Consider the following 15,162-nt stretch of genomic DNA (forward strand, 5'->3'; position numbering starts at 1 on the left):
ATTCTCACTTTCATTCGAGCCAGGGAGGTTTCCCGTGCCCCGCCCCGCACTTCGAACCCGCCTTCGTACGACGATCGCCGCGGTCGGCGTCACCGCCGTACTCGCAGCGCTCCCCACACCCACGCAGGCAAAGCCCGAAGCGGCTGTCGCGACACCGACCGACTATTGCGTCGGGCAATGTCGCGACATCCTGCCGCCGGGGCAGAACGGCAACGCGACCTTCACGGATCTCCTTGCTTTCAAGGCTTTCGGGATCAGACCGGCACACTTCAGCGACACCGTGAAGCCGTACCAGGACTTGGTCTGGAACTCCCAAGGCATCACCGACGACGGCCTCGCGCCGTACTACGACGACTCGTCGTTCGGAGTGAAGCCGAACGACGTCGCGAGCACGATCCACCCGCGCGCGGACGTGACGATCGTGCGCGACAAGTCCCGTGGCGTCCCGCACATCACCGGCACCACCCGGCAGGGCGTCATGTTCGGCTCCGGGTACGCCGGGGCGCAGGACCGGCTGTTCGTCATGGACGTGTTCCGGCACCTCGGTCGCGGCCAGCTGACCCCGTTCGCGGGTGGAGCGGCGGCCAACCGTGCGTTCGAGCAGGAGTTCTGGCGGACCGCGCCGTACACGGAGGCCGATCTGCAGCGTCAGTACGACGATGCCGACGAGCTGTACGGCGCCGACGGCGTGAAGATGCAGCAGGACATCCAGGCCTGGGTGGACGGCGTCAACAACTACATCAACACCGTCGGCATCGCCTACCCGGGTGAGTACGTCGCCCTCGGCCTCGACTGGCCGACGCAGCCGTGGAAGGTGACCGACGTGGTTGCCACGGCGGCTGTGGTCGCGGGCATCTTCGGCACCGGTGGCGGCTCCGAAGTCGCTTCGGCACTGGCGATGCTCGAGGCACAGGCGAAGTACGGCGTTGCTCAGGGCACCAAGGTGTGGGAGTCGTTCCGGTCGCAGAACGACCCGGAAGCCAGTACGACGGTGCACAACGGCACGACCTTCCCGTATGGCACGACGGGTCCGAATCCGGCCGGCCGCGCAATGCCGGATCGTGGTTCGGTCACCCCCGAGCCCGAGGTGATCGACCAGACGGTGAACAAGACCGCCGCCGCGAAGCCCGCGCCGAAGGGCTCGGAGTCGTTGAAGGGCATCTTCGATGGCGGTCTGTTCCCCCAGGGCTTCGGCAAGAAGGGCATGTCGAACGCGCTGCTCGTCTCCGGCGCCCACACCGAGAGCGGCAACCCGGTTGCCGTCTACGGACCGCAGACCGGGTACTTCGCTCCACAGTTGCTCATGCGGCAAGAGCTCCAGGGACCGGGCGTCAGTTCACGCGGGATCGCCTTCGCCGGACTCAACTTCTACACGCTGATCGGCCGCGGCCCCGACTACTCGTGGAGCGCGACGTCGGCCGGGCAGGACATCACCGACACGTTCGCCGTACCGCTGTGTGAGCCGGGCGGCGGGACGCCGACGAAGAACTCGCAGTTCTACGACTTCCGCGGGCAGTGTGTCCCGATCGAGCGGCTCGAACGGCACAACGAGTGGTACTCCAGCCTGGGTTCGTCCGAGCCGGCTGGGTCGTACACGTTGGTTGCCCTGCGCACCAAGTTCGGGATCGTCACGCATCGCGGGACGGTCGGCGGGAAGCCGGTGCTGTTCACCAAGAACCGGTCGACGTACGGCAACGAGGCCGGATCGGCGCTCGGGTTCATGCAGTTCAACGACCCGGACCGGATCCACTCGGCGGCAGACTTCCAGAGGGCCGCGGCCGACATCGGCTACACGTTCAACTGGTTCTACACCGACAAGTCGTCGATCGCGTACTTCAACTCCGGTGACAACCCGGTCCGCGCGGCCGGTGCCGACCCGAACCTGCCGACCTGGAGCTCGTACGAGTGGCAGGGCTGGAACACCGACACCAACCGGGCCACCTACACGCCGGCCGCACAACATCCGCAGGTAGTGAATCAGGACTACCTGACCAGCTGGAACAACAAGCAGGCGCCCGGGTTCTCCGCGTCGGACGGGCAGTGGGGTTACAACGCGGTCTACCGCAGCCAGCCGCTCGACGATCGGATCAAGGCGGTCATCGACAGCGGGCAGAAGTTCACCCGCGGCAAGCTGGTCGAGGCGATGGAGGACGCGGCCACGGTCGACCTCCGCGGCGATCAGGTGCTGCCGTACCTGCTCCGTGTCCTGAAGAGCGCGCCGATCACCGATCCCGCCGTGGCCGACGCGGTCGCCAAGCTGACCGCGTGGCAACAGGCCGGCGCCCATCGCAAGACGCCGAGCGCGTCGTCGACGACGTACGATCACGCCGACGCGATCCGGATCCTCGACGCCTGGTGGCCGCTGCTGGTGCCGGCCGAGTTCAAGGACCTCGGCCCCGACCTGTACGCCGCTCTGGTCGCGAACCTGAAGATCGACGAGCGGCCGAGTGCGCAGGGCTCCGCGTTCCAGAGCGGGTGGTGGGGTTTCGTTCAGCGCGACCTGCGCAAGGTGCTCGGCGATCCGGTCAACACACCGCAGCCGGTCACCTTCTGCGGCGCTGGTTCGCTCGCCACCTGCCGGTCAGTACTCACGGACTCTTTGCTAGCAGCAACCAAGGTGCCGGCGGCGACGACGTACCCGGCGACAGCGGACTGCGCGGCGGGGAACCAGTTCTGCGCGGACCAGATCATGCACCAGCCGATGGGTGGGATCACCCAGGACCGCATGGCGTGGGTCAACCGGCCGACGTACCAACAGGTGGTCGAGTTCCCGGCGCGGCGGGGTGACGATGTCAGCAACCTCGCGGCGGGGAAGACCGCGACCGCGAGCAGTTACGAGAAGGGCTGGTACAACTCACCGCCGGCCCAGGCGGTCGACGGGAAGCTGGACACCCGATGGGCCAGCGACTGGTCCGATCCGCAGTGGCTGAAGGTTGACCTCGGCAACGAGCAGACGATCCGGCGGGTGGTGCTGAACTGGGAGGCGGCGTACGGGAAGTCGTACCGGGTGGAGGTCTCGCGGGACGGGACGAACTGGCAGCAGGTGTTCGCGACGACGACCGGGAACGGGGGCGAGGATGTGGTCCGGTTCGGGGCCGTCGCGGCCAGGTATGTGCGGGTCACCGGGACTGTCCGGGCTACGTCGTACGGGTACTCCCTCTACGAACTCCAAGTCTTGAGGCAATGATGAGGGCATGACACAGAACTATCCTCCGAACCCGAACCAGCCGTACCCGCCGCAGCAGGGCTATCAGCAGGGTCCGCCCCCGGGCTACGGGCCGCCGCCGCAGCAGGGGTACCAGCAGGGTCCGCCGCCGCAGGGCTACGCGCAGCCCGGGTACGGACAGGCTCCGGGCAACTATCAGCCGGCGCAGCAGAACGCGCCGCATGTCGCTCCGCAGGGTTCGCCGTACCCGGTGCTCGTGTCGACGATGAACGACCTGCCCGGGTACACCGCGGAAAAGGTGTTCGGCGAGGTCTTCGGGCTGACCGTGCGGAGCCGCGACTTCGGGTCGAACTTCACCGCGAGTTTCCGCTCACTGGGTGGCGGCGAGGTGCCGGAGTACACCCAGATGCTGGCGGAGTCGCGGCACGTCGCGGTGATGCGGATGTGCCAGATGGCCCAGCAGATGGGCGCCAACGCGATCCTCGCGATGCGGTTCGACTGCAACGAGATCGCGCAGACGATGAGTGAGGTGGCGGCGTACGGCACGGCCGTGATCGTGCGGAAGGTCGAGCCGCCGCGGGTCCAGGACAGCAAGCCCGATGAGGATGATGCGAATGGAAGCTGACCCAGCGAGCGAACAGTCAGTGCGGCCGTTTCCGCCCGGATTCAGGTGGGGCGTCTCGACGTCGGCGTACCAGATCGAGGGAGCCGTGGCCGAAGGTGGCCGCGGTCCCTCCACCTGGGACACGTTCTGCGCCGAGCCGGGCCGGATCCTCAACGGCGACACCGGCACGGTCGCATGCGACCACTACCACCGGTACGCCGAAGACGTCGCGCTGATGCGTGAGCTGGGGGTGGACACCTACCGGTTCTCGTTCTCCTGGCCGCGGATCCAGCCGTCGGGGACCGGTCCGGGGGACGCCGCCGGCCTGGACTTCTACGACCGGTTGATCGACACGTTGCTCGGCGCCGGGATCCGGCCGGCGCCGACGCTGTACCACTGGGACACCCCACAGCCGCTGGAAGACGAGGGCGGCTGGCTTTCACGCTCGATTGCGGATCGTTTCGCCGACTACACGGCACTGCTGGCTGCGCGGTTCGCGGATCGGGTGCCGCAGTGGATCACGATCAACGAGCCGATGGTGCTGACGTTGATGGGGTACTCGCTCGGTGCGCATGCGCCGGGCAAGGAACTGCTGTTCGACGCGTTGCCGGTCGCGCATCATCAACTGCTCGCCCACGGTCGCGCGGTGCAGGCGTTGCGGGCGGGCGGCGCGACCGAGATTGGCATCGCGTCCAACCACGCGCCGACCTGGCCGGCCAGCGACAGCGTCGAGGACAAGGAAGCGGCCGGGCTGTACGACAACCTGATCAACTGGATGTTCGCCGATCCGGTCCTCCTCGGGACTTACCCATCGGGCTTCGAAGCCGCGATGCCCGGCCCGGTTGAGGACGACCTGGCGATCATCTCGACACCGCTCGACTTCTTCGGCATCAATCACTACGCACCCGTGTCCGTCGGCGCCGCGACCGGACAGGCCGACACCGCCGCGACCGACGGCATCCAGCTGCCTCCCGGCTTGCCCTTCGAGCCCCGCCAGCTCGCGGGTTTCCCCACCACGGACTTCGGCTGGCCGGTGGTGCCCTCGGCGTTCGGCGAGATCCTGCGGATCTTCAAGGACCGGTACGGCGATCGGCTGCCGCCCCTCTACATCACCGAGAACGGGTGCGCGATCAACGCCGAGCCCGTCGACGGGGTTGTCGACGATCAGCGGCGGATCGACTACCTGGACGGGTACCTGCGCTCGTTGCGCGCTGCGATGGACGACGGGATCGACGTTCGGGGGTACTTCCAGTGGTCGTTGCTGGACAACTTCGAGTGGGCCGCCGGGTACTCGCAGCGGTTCGGGTTGGTGCACGTCGACTTCGACACGCTGGTGCGGACTCCGAAAGCGTCGTACCACTGGTTCCGTGACCTGATTGCGCAGAACCGCGGATGATCCCCGAGCCGGGGGTGGTGCCGGCGGCGTTCGCCGAGCCCACAGTTCGGGTCCGGCCGGGCTGGACGGCTGCCGTCGTACTGGCGAACGTCGGGGTGTTCGCGGCCTGGCTCGGACCGATCCAGGTGGTGCTCGCGAAGCAGTCCGAGGCGGTTGCTCCTGACAACAAGGAGTTCATCTACGGGTTGGTCACCGGGGTTGGCGCGGCGGTCTCGGTGTTCGCGAATCCGGCGTTCGGCGCGATCTCGGACCGGACCACGTCTCGCCGCGGTCGCCGGGCACCCTGGGTACTCGCGGGTGCCGTCGGAGGTGCCGTTGGTCTGCTGATCCTGGCCGGGGCGACCGCGGTGGCGTTGATGATTGTCGGCTGGTGCCTGATGCAACTGTTCGGCAACGCGTTGCTGGCCGCCGTGACCGCGACCGTCCCGGACCGGGTGCCGGTCGACCAGCGCGGAGTCGTCGGCGGCTGGGTCGCGATCTCACAGGTGCTGGGTGCGCTGGTCGGCACCGCGCTGGCGACTGTTGCCGGTGGCATCGGACTTGGGTACGTCGCGTGTGCCGGGTTCCTGCTGCTGTCCGTCGTACCGTATCTGCTGCGCAGTCACGACACCCCACTGGTCACACCGCCGCCACCGCTGGTGCTGCGGGAGTTCCTTCGTGGGTTCTGGATCAGTCCGCGGCGGTATCCGGACTTCGGGTGGGCTTGGCTGACGCGGTTCCTGTTCAACGTCGGGAACGCGCTCGGCACGCTGTACCTCTTCTACTACCTGCAGGACGAGGTCGGGATCGACGACGCGGACACCGGCGTACTGATCCTGACCGCGATCTACAGCGTCTGTGTCCTGGCCACCGCGATCGGGTTCGGCCGGTGGTCGGACCGGAGCGCGCGGCGAAAGATCTTCGTCACCTGCTCCGGCGTCGTGATGGCCGTCGCCGGCGTGATCCTCGCCCTCTGGCCGACCTGGCCCGGCGCGATCCTCGGCGCGATCGTCCTCGGCACCGGCTTCGGCGTCTACCTGTCCGTCGACTTCGCCCTCCTCACCGAAATCCTCCCCAGCGCCCGCGACCGCGCCAAGGACCTCGGCGTCATCAACATCGCCAACTCCCTCCCCCAGGTCCTGGCCCCCGCCATCGCCGCCCCCATCGTCAAACACGCCGGCGGCTACCCCGTCCTCTACCTCCTAGCCGCGGCTGTCACCGCCCTAGCCGGCCTCCTCGTCCGCCAGATCAAGTCAGTTGCTTGACGACTGCCTTCGCGACGGAGTTCGTGGCGGTGATCTTGATGTGTTGGAGGTTTAGCCAGTGGGCGAGGAGTTGGAGTTCGGTGGCTAGGGGGTGGGTGAAGTCGGGGGTGTGGGGTTCGGGGGTGAGGGTGGGGACTTCGAGGGTGGAGGTGGCGCGGTTGGATTTCAGGTCTACTCGGGCTGCCAGGCGGTCGCCCAGGAGGAAGGGGAGGACGTAGTAGCCGTGGATGCGTTGGGGGGCGGGGGTGTAGATGCTGATGCGGTAGAAGAAGTCGAAGAGGTGGTGGGTGCGGTCGCGGTTCCAGATCAGGGGGTCGAAGGGAGAGAGGAGGGCGCGGGCGTCGACCGGGCGGTCCTTGGCTTCGTGCCAGCGGTAGCTCTGTTGGGAGACGCCTTCTACGCGGACGGGGATGAGGTCGCCGGACTCGACCAGTTCGGCGATCACCTGGCGGGCGGTTGCGGTGGGCAACGAGAAGTGGCCCTGGCCGGCGCCGCAGAGGTCGCGGGCGGTGGCGACGCCCAGACCGCGGGCGGCGATCCGGACGAGCTCGCGGCGGGCCTCGTCGGCGGGTAGTTCGGGCGCGGACAGTACGTCGGCCGGCAGGACCCGCTCGGTGAGGTCGTAGACCCGCTCGAAGTTCCGGCGTCCCGCGATCGTCACCCGGCCCGCGCAGAACAGGTACTCGATCGCGATCTTCGCGTCCTGCCAATTCCACATCCGGCCGGTGGTCGGATCCGGATCCGGGTCGGACCGCTTCCGCCGTACGCCGTCCGGACTCGCCTGACCGGCCGTGAGTGGACCCTGCTCGGTGATCATGGCGAGCACCTGGGCGGCGTACCCGGGTTTCTCGGCGTTCAGCCGCCGCATCCCCGCGACGACCGACCACGGCGCGGTCACGTCCGGGCCGAGCTCCTGGTCCCAGACCTGCTGCTCCGCCGCCCGCATTCGCCAACGCAGCAACGGGTAGTAGCTCAACGGCAGCAGCGCAGCCTTGTGTCCCCAGAAGTACTCGAAGAGCTCCCGCTCGTCGCCCCAGCTCAGCCGGTCGAGCGTCGTACGCGCGTAGTCCCCGACCCGCGCGTACACCGGCAGATAGTGCGACCGGCACAACACATTCACCGAATCCAGCTGCAGCACCCCCGCTGCCCCGATCGCCTTCCGCACCTGGCGAACGTCGCCCCGCCGCGGCCGCCCCTCGCCGAACCCCTGCGCATTCAGGGCAATCCGCCGCGCGACGTCCACCGAGATCTCATCGCCAACAGCCACCATGGCCCGAACCTACCGCGCAGGGACCTGCGCCGTTGCGTGCTTGCGGAGCCACAGGCCTGCGCCGGCGAGCAGGGCTAGAGCGCCGACATGGAGCGCCGGGCGCTCAACGGCGCCACCAGCGTCCCCACCGAGGTCCTGGCCGAGATCGTCGACGAGGTGTTCCTCCCGCTGACGACGCGGCGTTCCTGTGCGTCGGACAAATCCGGCGGTTGTTGACATGCCGGGGATAAGGTTTTGGGCATGTCGGTGATGCAGTCGTCGAAGCTTGCGAATGTTTGTTACGAGATCCGGGGGCCGGTGCTGGAGGAGGCGCAGCGGCTGGAGGCGGCGGGACACCGGATCCTCAAGCTGAACACGGGGAACCCGGCGCCGTTCGGGTTCGAGTGTCCGCCGGAGATCCTCGAGGACATCGTCCGTAATCTCGCCGACGCGCACGGTTACGGCGACGCGAAGGGCCTGCCGGCGGCGCGCCGGGCGATCGTGCAGCACTACCAGCCCGCGGGCGTCCACCTGGACATCGACGACATCTACATCGGCAACGGCGTCTCCGAGCTGATCCAGATGGCCGTGCAGGCCCTGCTCGAGGACGGCGACGAGGTCCTCATCCCGGCGCCCGACTACCCGTTGTGGACCGCGGCCGTCGCCCTCGCCGGCGGTACGCCGGTGCACTACCGCTGCGATGAGCAATCCGACTGGATGCCCGACCCGGCCGACATCGAGGCGAAGATCACCGACCGCACCAAGGCACTGGTGATCATCAACCCCAACAACCCGACCGGCGCGGTGTACGACCACGACCTGCTGGTGACGCTGGTCGACATCGCCCGCCGGCACGGCCTGCTGATCTACGCCGACGAGATCTACGACAAGATCCTGTACGACGACGCCGTCCACACGCCGGTCGCGTCACTGGCTCCCGACGTACTGACGCTCACCTTCAACGGACTGTCGAAGGCGTACCGGGTGGCCGGCTACCGCTGTGGGTGGCTCGCGGTCAGCGGTCCCAAGCATCAGGCGTCGAGCTATCTCGAGGGCCTGACGATCCTGTCGAACATGCGGTTGTGCGCCAATATGCCCGCGCAGCACGCCATCGCGACCGCGCTCGGCGGCAAGCAGTCGATCAAGGATCTGGTGCTGCCGGGCGGGCGATTGGTTGCTCAGCGCGACACGGCGTACGAACTGCTGACCCAGATCCCCGGGGTGACGTGTGTGAAGCCGAAGGGCGCGCTGTACGTCTTCCCGCGGCTCGACCCGAAGGTCTTCGGCATCTCCGACGACCGTCGGTTCGTGCTGGATCTGCTCCGCGCCGAGAAGATCATGATCGTCCAGGGCACCGGCTTCAACTGGCCCGAACCGGACCACGTCCGCATCGTCACGCTGCCGCACAAGGATCAGCTCCACGACGCGGTGACCCGCATCGCGACGTTCCTGGACGGCTACCGTCAACGCTGAGCCATCGCGTTCCGCAGCAGCTGGAAGTCCTCGGCGGTGAGTGACACCATCCCTCGGCGAAGCTGATAACCCCAATGGGGATCGTCGGTCAGCGCCAGCTCAGCGGTGATCTCGGCGAGCGGGATCGGCCGTACGGCGTCGAACTCGACCCGGCGCCGCCACGGACGAACGATGCCGTGGGCACCCATCGACATCGGCTCCGCCTGGTACGGCTCGGCGTCGGCGACCACTCCGAGCGCGGTGAACGCCCGGAGCGGTGCCTTCTCGCCCAACCGCTCGGTCGGGGAGTAGATCGCGAAGCCGTCCCCGGCCCGCAGCCGGGCGACGCCGTACCGCTTGCCGTGGTTGAGTTGGATGAAGCCGCCTTCGGCAGCGAGCCGTGCGTGTTCCGCTGACACGACACCGAGCCAGGCTCGTTGCTGAGTAGTCATGTCTCTACTGTCCAGCGGTATATACGACATCTTTCGTCGTGTTTTTCCGGCGGAGCCGGTTGATCAGCGGCCAGGCGAGCATGGCCAGGATGACGGCGTAGATGACGTAGGCGATGGGGCCGCCGATCAGGCCGGAGGCGTCGCCGTTCGATAGTTGCAGGGACATCCGGGCCTGGCGTTCGGCGATCGGTCCGAGGATGACGCCGATGATCAGTGGGAGCACCGGCAGGCCGAAGCGGCGCATCGCGAAACCGAGCAAGCCCAGCAGCAGGAGCAGCAGGAGATCGAGCGGCTGCGCGTTGACGGCGTACGCGCCCATCGAGGCGAAGAAGATGATCCCGGCGTACAGGTAAGGACGGGGGATCTGCAGGAGTTTCGCCCAGGCCGGCGCGAGCGGCAGGTTGAGCAGGAGGAGCATCAGGTTGCCGATGAACAGGCTGGCGATCAGCGCCCAGACCAGCTTCGGCTCGCGCTGGAACAGCAGGGGACCGGGCTGGATCCCGTACGACGTGAACGCGGCGAGCATCACCGCCGCAGTCGCGTTGGTCGGCAGCCCGAGCGCCAGCATCGGCACCAAGGTCCCCGCGGCCGACGCGTTGTTGGCGGCCTCCGGCCCGGCCACGCCCTCGATCGCACCGTGCCCGAACTCCTCCGGGTGCTTGGAGAGCTTCTTCTCCGTCGCGTAGGACAGGAACGTCGGAATCTCCGCCCCACCGGCCGGCAGTGCCCCGATCGGGAACCCGTACGCCGTCCCGCGCAGCCACGGCTTCCACGAACGACGCCAGTCCGAACGCCCCATCCACGGCCGCCCGACCGGGATCACCGTGCCCGGGTTGCGGCGCAGGTGCGCGGCCACCCAGAGCGCCTCGCCGACCGCGAAGATGCCGACGGCAACCACGACGACATCGATGCCGTCGGCAAGCTGGGGGATTCCGAAGGTGAGTCGTTCCTGGCCGGTCACCTTGTCGATCCCGACCAGGCCGATCACCAGCCCGAGCAGCAGCGCAGCGAAACCGCGGATCCGGGAGGAGCCGAGGACGGACGTCGCGCCGGCGAACGCGAGCAGCATGATCGCCAGGTAGTCCGGCGCGCCAAGGCTGATCGCGAACTTCACCACCTGCGGCGCTACGAGCACCAGCAGCACGGTCCCGATCGTGCCGGCCACGAAGGATCCGATCGCGGCCGTCGCCAGTGCCTGGGCGGCTCGGCCGGCCCGGGCCATCTTGTTGCCTTCGATCGCCGTCACCACGGACGAGGACTCGCCCGGTGTGTTCAGCAGGATCGAGGTCGTCGAGCCGCCGTACATGCCGCCGTAGAAGATGCCGGCGAACATGATGAACGCCTGCACCGGCTCCAGGCCGTAGGTGACCGGCAGCAGCAGCGCGACCGTCATCGCCGGACCGATGCCGGGTAGTACGCCGACCGCCGTACCGACCGTGACACCGAGCAGTGCGAGCAGGAGGTTGAGCGGGGTCAGTACGTCGCCGAACCCGGTCAGCAAGTTCGTCAGGTTGTCCATCACAGGATCCCTTGCAGTACGCCGGCCGGGAGGTTCACGCCGAGCCCGATCGCGAACGCGTAGAACGTCGTCAACGACAACGCGGCGGCGATGAACAGGTTGCGGATGTGGTGCCGGCTACCGAGAGCGAATGCCGAACCCCAGAACAGCAGGCCTCCGCTGATCACCCAGCCCAGCGGCTCGATCAGCGCCAGGTTCACGACGAACGCGCCGATCAGCAGCAGCACAGTGCGCCAGTCCACCGGCGAGGTCACGTCGATGTCCTCACCGCCTTCGGCCTCCCCGGTTCCACCGCGGGCGACGTCGACGGCGTACAGGATCGCGATCAGCACCAGGAGCGCGCCGAGCACCATCGGGAGCGGCTTCGGCCCGATCGGGTCGTTGCTGTTGGCAATGTGCCGGAGCCGGGCGGCGTCGGTGATCACCAGAACACCGACGACCGCCAGGAATGCACACACTCCGTACTGCGCCCGATCCCGCCGAGTCTCGATCTGAGGCTCGGCGGTGGTCATGCCGCCAACCCCAACTTGGTCAGGATGTCCGCGACCGCCTTGTCCTGGTCGGTCAGGAAGGTGCCGAACTCGTCGCCGGTGACGAACGCGTCGGTCCAGCCGTGCTTGGTCAGCTCGGCCTTCCACTCCGCCGAGTCGTGCATCTTGGTCAGCGCGTCGATCCAGACCAACTTGTCCTCGGCGCTGATCTCCGGCGGCGCGACGATCCCGCGCCAGTTGGTGAACACCAGGTCGATCCCGGACGACTTGAGCGTCGGCACATCCTTCAGCGCCTCGACCGGCTTCTCGCTGGTCACCGCGAGAACGCGGACCTGACCGCTCTGCACCTGGTCCAGGAACTCGCCGAAGCCGCTGGCCCCGAAGGCGATCTTGCTGCCGAGCAACGCGGGCAGCAGTTCGCCGCCGCCGTCGTACGAGACGAAGTTGACGTCCTTCGGGTTGATGCCGACCGCCTGCGCGAGCTGCATCGGCAGCAGGTGGTCCGGGCCGCCGGGCGACGAGCCGCCGCCGACCGCGAGCCCCTTCGGGTTCGCCTTCCAGGCGGTGACCAGATCGCCGATCGTCTTGTACGGCGAGTTCTTCGGTACGACGATCGCGCCGGCCTCCTCGATCAGCTTGGCCAGCGGGGTGGTCTGGGTGAGCGTCGCCTTCGACTTCGAGGTGTACGTCGCCCCGACCACGCCGAGGCCCATCTGCAGGGCGAGCTTGCCGTTGCCCTTCTCGTTCACGGTCCGCTGCAGGCCGACCGTGCCGCCGGCGCCTGGCAGGTTGAAGACCTGTACGCCGGTCGCGATCTTGGCGTCCTCCATCACCTTCGCGGCGACCCGGGCGGTGGTGTCGTACCCGCCGCCGGCCGTGTTCGGCACCATCAGTCGCAGTCCGGTGGCCGGCTTGCCGTTGCCGGCGTCGGCGGAGTCCTTCTTGTCCGCGGTCGCGCCGCAGGCGGTCGTACTCACCAGGGCGAGTATCGCCGTGGTGACCAAGAGCATCGGCCTAGACCTCATCGGCGGAGTCCTTTCGGAGACGGGGGTTCAGGTGGCGACGATCGTGGCCCCGTCTCGAGTGGGTCGTCTGCATTGTGGCCGCAGCGGAGGTTGAGTTCATTGTGGTCATGGGACGATTCCGGTTGAACTGTGGCCCTGGAGCTTTCGAGCGGTGATCATGCGGCATGGCGTTGAGACTGGGTAGGCGGCCGACCTTGGCCGGCCAGCTGCTGGTGCTGCAGCTGGCGATCGTGGTGGTGGTGCTGGTCGCCGTCGCCGCGGTCTCGCTCGCCCAGTCCGCCGCCACCTTCAACCGGGTCGAGGGTCGCCGGGTGACCGCGCTGGCCGAGCAGCTGTCCGGTAACCAGACGCTGCGGTTCGGCATCCGGAAACCGGCGCCCGCGGAGATGCTCGCACCTTTGCTCCAAACCAGCCTGACCCAGTCCGGCGTCACCTCGATCACGGTCGCGGACGCCGGTGGCCGGGTGATCGCGGCAACCAATCCGACCCTGATCGGGAGCGCTCTCATGCTCGGCGATCCGCGCGTCGCGGACGGCCGCGGCTGGTCCGGTGAGCTGCAGGTGGACGGTTCCAAGGAGCTGGTCTCGCAGGTCCCGGTGCTGAGTGACGGTCGCGACGCGGACGGTCGGCCGGACGGGTCGCTCGGTCGCCACATCGGCACCGTGATGGTCGGGGAGCGGGCTCCGTCGGTCTGGCAGCGGCTTCGCGGCGCATCGTCGTACCTGGCGATCTATCTCGGCATCGCGTGCGTACTCGGGCTGCTCGGGTCGTGGTTGCTCGCTCGCCGGATCAAGCGGCAGACGCTCGGACTCGAGCCGCGCGAGATCGCCGGGCTGGCCGAGCACCGCGAGGCGATGCTGTACGGGCTGGCCGAAGGTGTGGTCGCCCTCGATCCCCACCTGCGCGTCACATTGGTGAATGACGTGGGCCGGCGGCTGCTCGACCTGCCCGAGAACGCGGTCGGCAAGAGCCTGCGGGAGCTGGGGATCGAGGGCCGGCTGCGAGACGTGCTGGCTGGGGATGACGATGCGCGCGACGCTGTCGTCGTACGGCGTGGCCGAGTGCTGGTGATGAACCGGATGGACGTGCTGAAGGACGGGCGGTCGCTCGGCTCGGTGACCACCTTGCGGGATCGGACCGAGTTGGCGCAGCTGGAGCGGGAGCTGGGGTCGTTCCGCAGTTCGGCCGAGTTGCTGCGGGCCCAGACCCATGAGTTCGCGAACCAGTTGCACACGATCTCCGGGCTGATCCAGATCGGGGAGTACGACGAGGTCGTCACGTACGTCGGCGCGCTCAACCGCTACCGTGAGTCGCTCGACCTGACCGTGACCCGGCGGGTCCACGACACCGCGGTCGCCGCCCTGCTGATGGCGAAGTCCTCGGTCGCGGCCGAACGTCGCGTCGAGCTCCGCGTGTCCGAACGTACGACGCTGCTCCGGCTCGACCCATCGTTGTCCGCCGATGTCGCGACTGTGGTCGGCAACCTGGTCGACAACGCGATCGATGCCGCCGCACAGTCGGGGACGCCGCTGTCGCCGGCGTGGGTCGAGGTCGAACTGCGGCAGGACGCCAGCAGTGTCGAGATCGTGGTCCGCGACTCCGGTCCCGGTGTCGCGCCCGAGCTCGCGCAGGAGGTGTTCGCGCACGGGTTCACCACCAAAGCCGCGGCCGAGGGCGAACGCGGGATCGGGCTGGCGATGACCCGCCTGGTCTGTCGCCGGCGTGGCGGGGAGGTCGCGGTCACCAACCTCGAGGACGGCGGCGCCGCGTTCGTCGCCCGGATGTCCGTCCAGCGCCTGCCCGAAGGAGCCCGATGATTACGGTCCTGGTGGTCGACGACGACTTCATGGTCGCGCGGATCCATCGCGGTTTCGTCGAGCGGGTGGACGGCTTCGAGGTCGTCGGTACGGCGAACTCCGGGTCGCAGGCGCTGGATGCGATGCGGGAGCTGCGACCGGATCTGGTGCTGCTGGATCTCTATCTGCCGGATGTGTTCGGGCTCGACCTGATCGCGCGGATGCGGGCCGAGCAGCCGGACTGCGACATCCTGGTGATCACGGCCGCGCGTGAGGCCGACGCCGTACGGGGTGCTGTCCGGCAAGGGGTGGTGAACTACCTGCTGAAGCCCTTTGGTTTCGAGGATCTGCGGTCGCGGCTGCAGGAGTACGCGCGACGGCGGGCGAGCGTCCCGGATCAGGTCACCAGCCAGGCCGACGTGGACCGCGTGCTCGCCCCGGCTCGGTCTTCGGTGAGCCGATTGCCGAAGGGTCTGAGCCAGGAGACCGCGGACCTGGTGGCCGCGGCCCTCCGTACGGCCGAACGCAACCTCTCCGCCGCCGAGTGCGCCGAAAAGGTCGGCATCTCCCGCGTCAGCGCCCGCCGTTACCTCGAGTTCTTCTGCACCCGGGGCCAAGCCTCAGTAGCCCTCCGCTACGGCACCACCGGTCGCCCCGAACGCCGCTACCACTGGCGCGGTTAGGGTGCGGGGTATGCCGCTGTTTTCGTTTGAGGGGAAGAGTCCTAAGGTGCACCCGGAGGCGTGGGTTGCGCCTACTGCCACGTTG

13 protein-coding genes are annotated in these 15,162 nt (G+C 68.2%); 8 read left to right on the plus strand and 5 right to left on the minus strand.

Annotated features, from left to right (window positions below):
• Positions 1-34: 34 nt before the first annotated feature.
• The 4 genes from ACZ3HV_RS41315 to ACZ3HV_RS41330 are packed head-to-tail and all read left to right on the plus strand — an operon-like array spanning position 35 to position 6,410.
• Positions 35-3,187 carry a penicillin acylase family protein gene (locus ACZ3HV_RS41315; protein ID WP_465693032.1) on the plus strand — a complete coding sequence of 1,051 codons (3,153 nt, stop codon included), beginning with the start codon at positions 35-37 and terminating at the stop codon, positions 3,185-3,187.
• A gap of 7 nt (positions 3,188-3,194) precedes the next feature.
• The gene (locus ACZ3HV_RS41320) at positions 3,195-3,791 is read left to right on the plus strand and encodes a YbjQ family protein (RefSeq protein ID WP_465693034.1); all 597 of its coding nucleotides are present in this window, start codon (positions 3,195-3,197) and stop codon (positions 3,789-3,791) included.
• Positions 3,781-5,166: a GH1 family beta-glucosidase gene (locus ACZ3HV_RS41325; protein WP_465693036.1), complete on the plus strand. Its 1,386-nt coding sequence runs from the start codon at positions 3,781-3,783 to the stop codon at positions 5,164-5,166. The genes ACZ3HV_RS41320 and ACZ3HV_RS41325 overlap by 11 nt, the downstream gene beginning before the upstream one ends.
• Positions 5,163-6,410, plus strand: coding sequence for an MFS transporter (locus tag ACZ3HV_RS41330; protein WP_465693038.1), 1,248 nt, complete (start codon positions 5,163-5,165; stop codon positions 6,408-6,410). Before ACZ3HV_RS41325 ends, ACZ3HV_RS41330 begins: the two co-directional genes overlap by 4 nt.
• On the opposite strand, the gene ACZ3HV_RS41335 is transcribed toward ACZ3HV_RS41330, so the two are convergent.
• The gene (locus tag ACZ3HV_RS41335; protein ID WP_465693040.1) at positions 6,394-7,680 is read right to left on the minus strand and encodes a winged helix-turn-helix domain-containing protein; all 1,287 of its coding nucleotides are present in this window, start codon (positions 7,678-7,680) and stop codon (positions 6,394-6,396) included. The genes ACZ3HV_RS41330 and ACZ3HV_RS41335 overlap by 17 nt on opposite strands.
• Positions 7,681-7,767: 87 nt before the next feature.
• On the opposite strand from ACZ3HV_RS41335, the gene ACZ3HV_RS41340 reads away from it, so the two are divergent.
• On the plus strand, positions 7,768-7,896 hold the full coding sequence (locus ACZ3HV_RS41340) for a hypothetical protein (protein ID WP_465693042.1): 129 nt from the start codon (positions 7,768-7,770) through the stop codon (positions 7,894-7,896).
• Between the two features lie 24 nt (positions 7,897-7,920).
• A complete protein-coding gene (locus ACZ3HV_RS41345; RefSeq protein ID WP_465693043.1) occupies positions 7,921-9,132 on the plus strand; it encodes a pyridoxal phosphate-dependent aminotransferase in 1,212 nt (403 codons plus the stop codon).
• Here the strand turns inward: ACZ3HV_RS41345 and ACZ3HV_RS41350 are convergent.
• The 4 genes from ACZ3HV_RS41350 to ACZ3HV_RS41365 are packed head-to-tail and all read right to left on the minus strand — an operon-like array spanning position 9,123 to position 12,583.
• A complete protein-coding gene (locus ACZ3HV_RS41350; protein ID WP_465693045.1) occupies positions 9,123-9,563 on the minus strand; it encodes an EVE domain-containing protein in 441 nt (146 codons plus the stop codon). The genes ACZ3HV_RS41345 and ACZ3HV_RS41350 overlap by 10 nt on opposite strands.
• A gap of 4 nt (positions 9,564-9,567) precedes the next feature.
• Positions 9,568-11,082 carry a tripartite tricarboxylate transporter permease gene (locus tag ACZ3HV_RS41355; RefSeq protein WP_465693047.1) on the minus strand — a complete coding sequence of 505 codons (1,515 nt, stop codon included), beginning with the start codon at positions 11,080-11,082 and terminating at the stop codon, positions 9,568-9,570.
• Complete coding sequence (locus ACZ3HV_RS41360) at positions 11,082-11,594, minus strand: tripartite tricarboxylate transporter TctB family protein (protein WP_465693049.1); 513 nt, start codon at positions 11,592-11,594, stop codon at positions 11,082-11,084. The genes ACZ3HV_RS41355 and ACZ3HV_RS41360 overlap by 1 nt, the downstream gene beginning before the upstream one ends.
• A complete protein-coding gene (locus ACZ3HV_RS41365) occupies positions 11,591-12,583 on the minus strand; it encodes a Bug family tripartite tricarboxylate transporter substrate binding protein (RefSeq protein WP_465693051.1) in 993 nt (330 codons plus the stop codon). The genes ACZ3HV_RS41360 and ACZ3HV_RS41365 overlap by 4 nt, the downstream gene beginning before the upstream one ends.
• Positions 12,584-12,762: 179 nt before the next feature.
• Here ACZ3HV_RS41365 and ACZ3HV_RS41370 point away from each other — a divergent pair, with 179 nt between their 5' ends.
• Both ACZ3HV_RS41370 and ACZ3HV_RS41375 read left to right on the plus strand, forming a co-directional pair.
• Entirely contained in the window at positions 12,763-14,415 is a 1,653-nt protein-coding gene (locus tag ACZ3HV_RS41370) for a sensor histidine kinase (RefSeq protein WP_465693053.1), read from the plus strand.
• The gene (locus ACZ3HV_RS41375) at positions 14,412-15,077 is read left to right on the plus strand and encodes a response regulator (RefSeq protein ID WP_465693055.1); all 666 of its coding nucleotides are present in this window, start codon (positions 14,412-14,414) and stop codon (positions 15,075-15,077) included. The genes ACZ3HV_RS41370 and ACZ3HV_RS41375 overlap by 4 nt, the downstream gene beginning before the upstream one ends.
• The last annotated feature ends 85 nt before the right edge of the window (positions 15,078-15,162 follow it).

Source organism: Kribbella sp. NPDC020701, from assembly GCF_055562215.1.

Coding starts and splice junctions, on each gene's coding strand:
- ACZ3HV_RS41320 (WP_465693034.1), top strand. CDS start 3,195: ATGACACAGAACTATCCTCCGAACCCGAACCAGCCGTACCCGCCGCAG.
- ACZ3HV_RS41325 (WP_465693036.1), top strand. CDS start 3,781: ATGGAAGCTGACCCAGCGAGCGAACAGTCAGTGCGGCCGTTTCCGCCC.
- ACZ3HV_RS41330 (WP_465693038.1), top strand. CDS start 5,163: ATGATCCCCGAGCCGGGGGTGGTGCCGGCGGCGTTCGCCGAGCCCACA.
- ACZ3HV_RS41335 (WP_465693040.1), bottom strand. CDS start 7,680: ATGGTGGCTGTTGGCGATGAGATCTCGGTGGACGTCGCGCGGCGGATT.
- ACZ3HV_RS41340 (WP_465693042.1), top strand. CDS start 7,768: ATGGAGCGCCGGGCGCTCAACGGCGCCACCAGCGTCCCCACCGAGGTC.
- ACZ3HV_RS41345 (WP_465693043.1), top strand. CDS start 7,921: ATGTCGGTGATGCAGTCGTCGAAGCTTGCGAATGTTTGTTACGAGATC.
- ACZ3HV_RS41350 (WP_465693045.1), bottom strand. CDS start 9,563: ATGACTACTCAGCAACGAGCCTGGCTCGGTGTCGTGTCAGCGGAACAC.
- ACZ3HV_RS41355 (WP_465693047.1), bottom strand. CDS start 11,082: ATGGACAACCTGACGAACTTGCTGACCGGGTTCGGCGACGTACTGACC.
- ACZ3HV_RS41360 (WP_465693049.1), bottom strand. CDS start 11,594: ATGACCACCGCCGAGCCTCAGATCGAGACTCGGCGGGATCGGGCGCAG.
- ACZ3HV_RS41365 (WP_465693051.1), bottom strand. CDS start 12,583: ATGCTCTTGGTCACCACGGCGATACTCGCCCTGGTGAGTACGACCGCC.
- ACZ3HV_RS41370 (WP_465693053.1), top strand. CDS start 12,763: ATGGCGTTGAGACTGGGTAGGCGGCCGACCTTGGCCGGCCAGCTGCTG.
- ACZ3HV_RS41375 (WP_465693055.1), top strand. CDS start 14,412: ATGATTACGGTCCTGGTGGTCGACGACGACTTCATGGTCGCGCGGATC.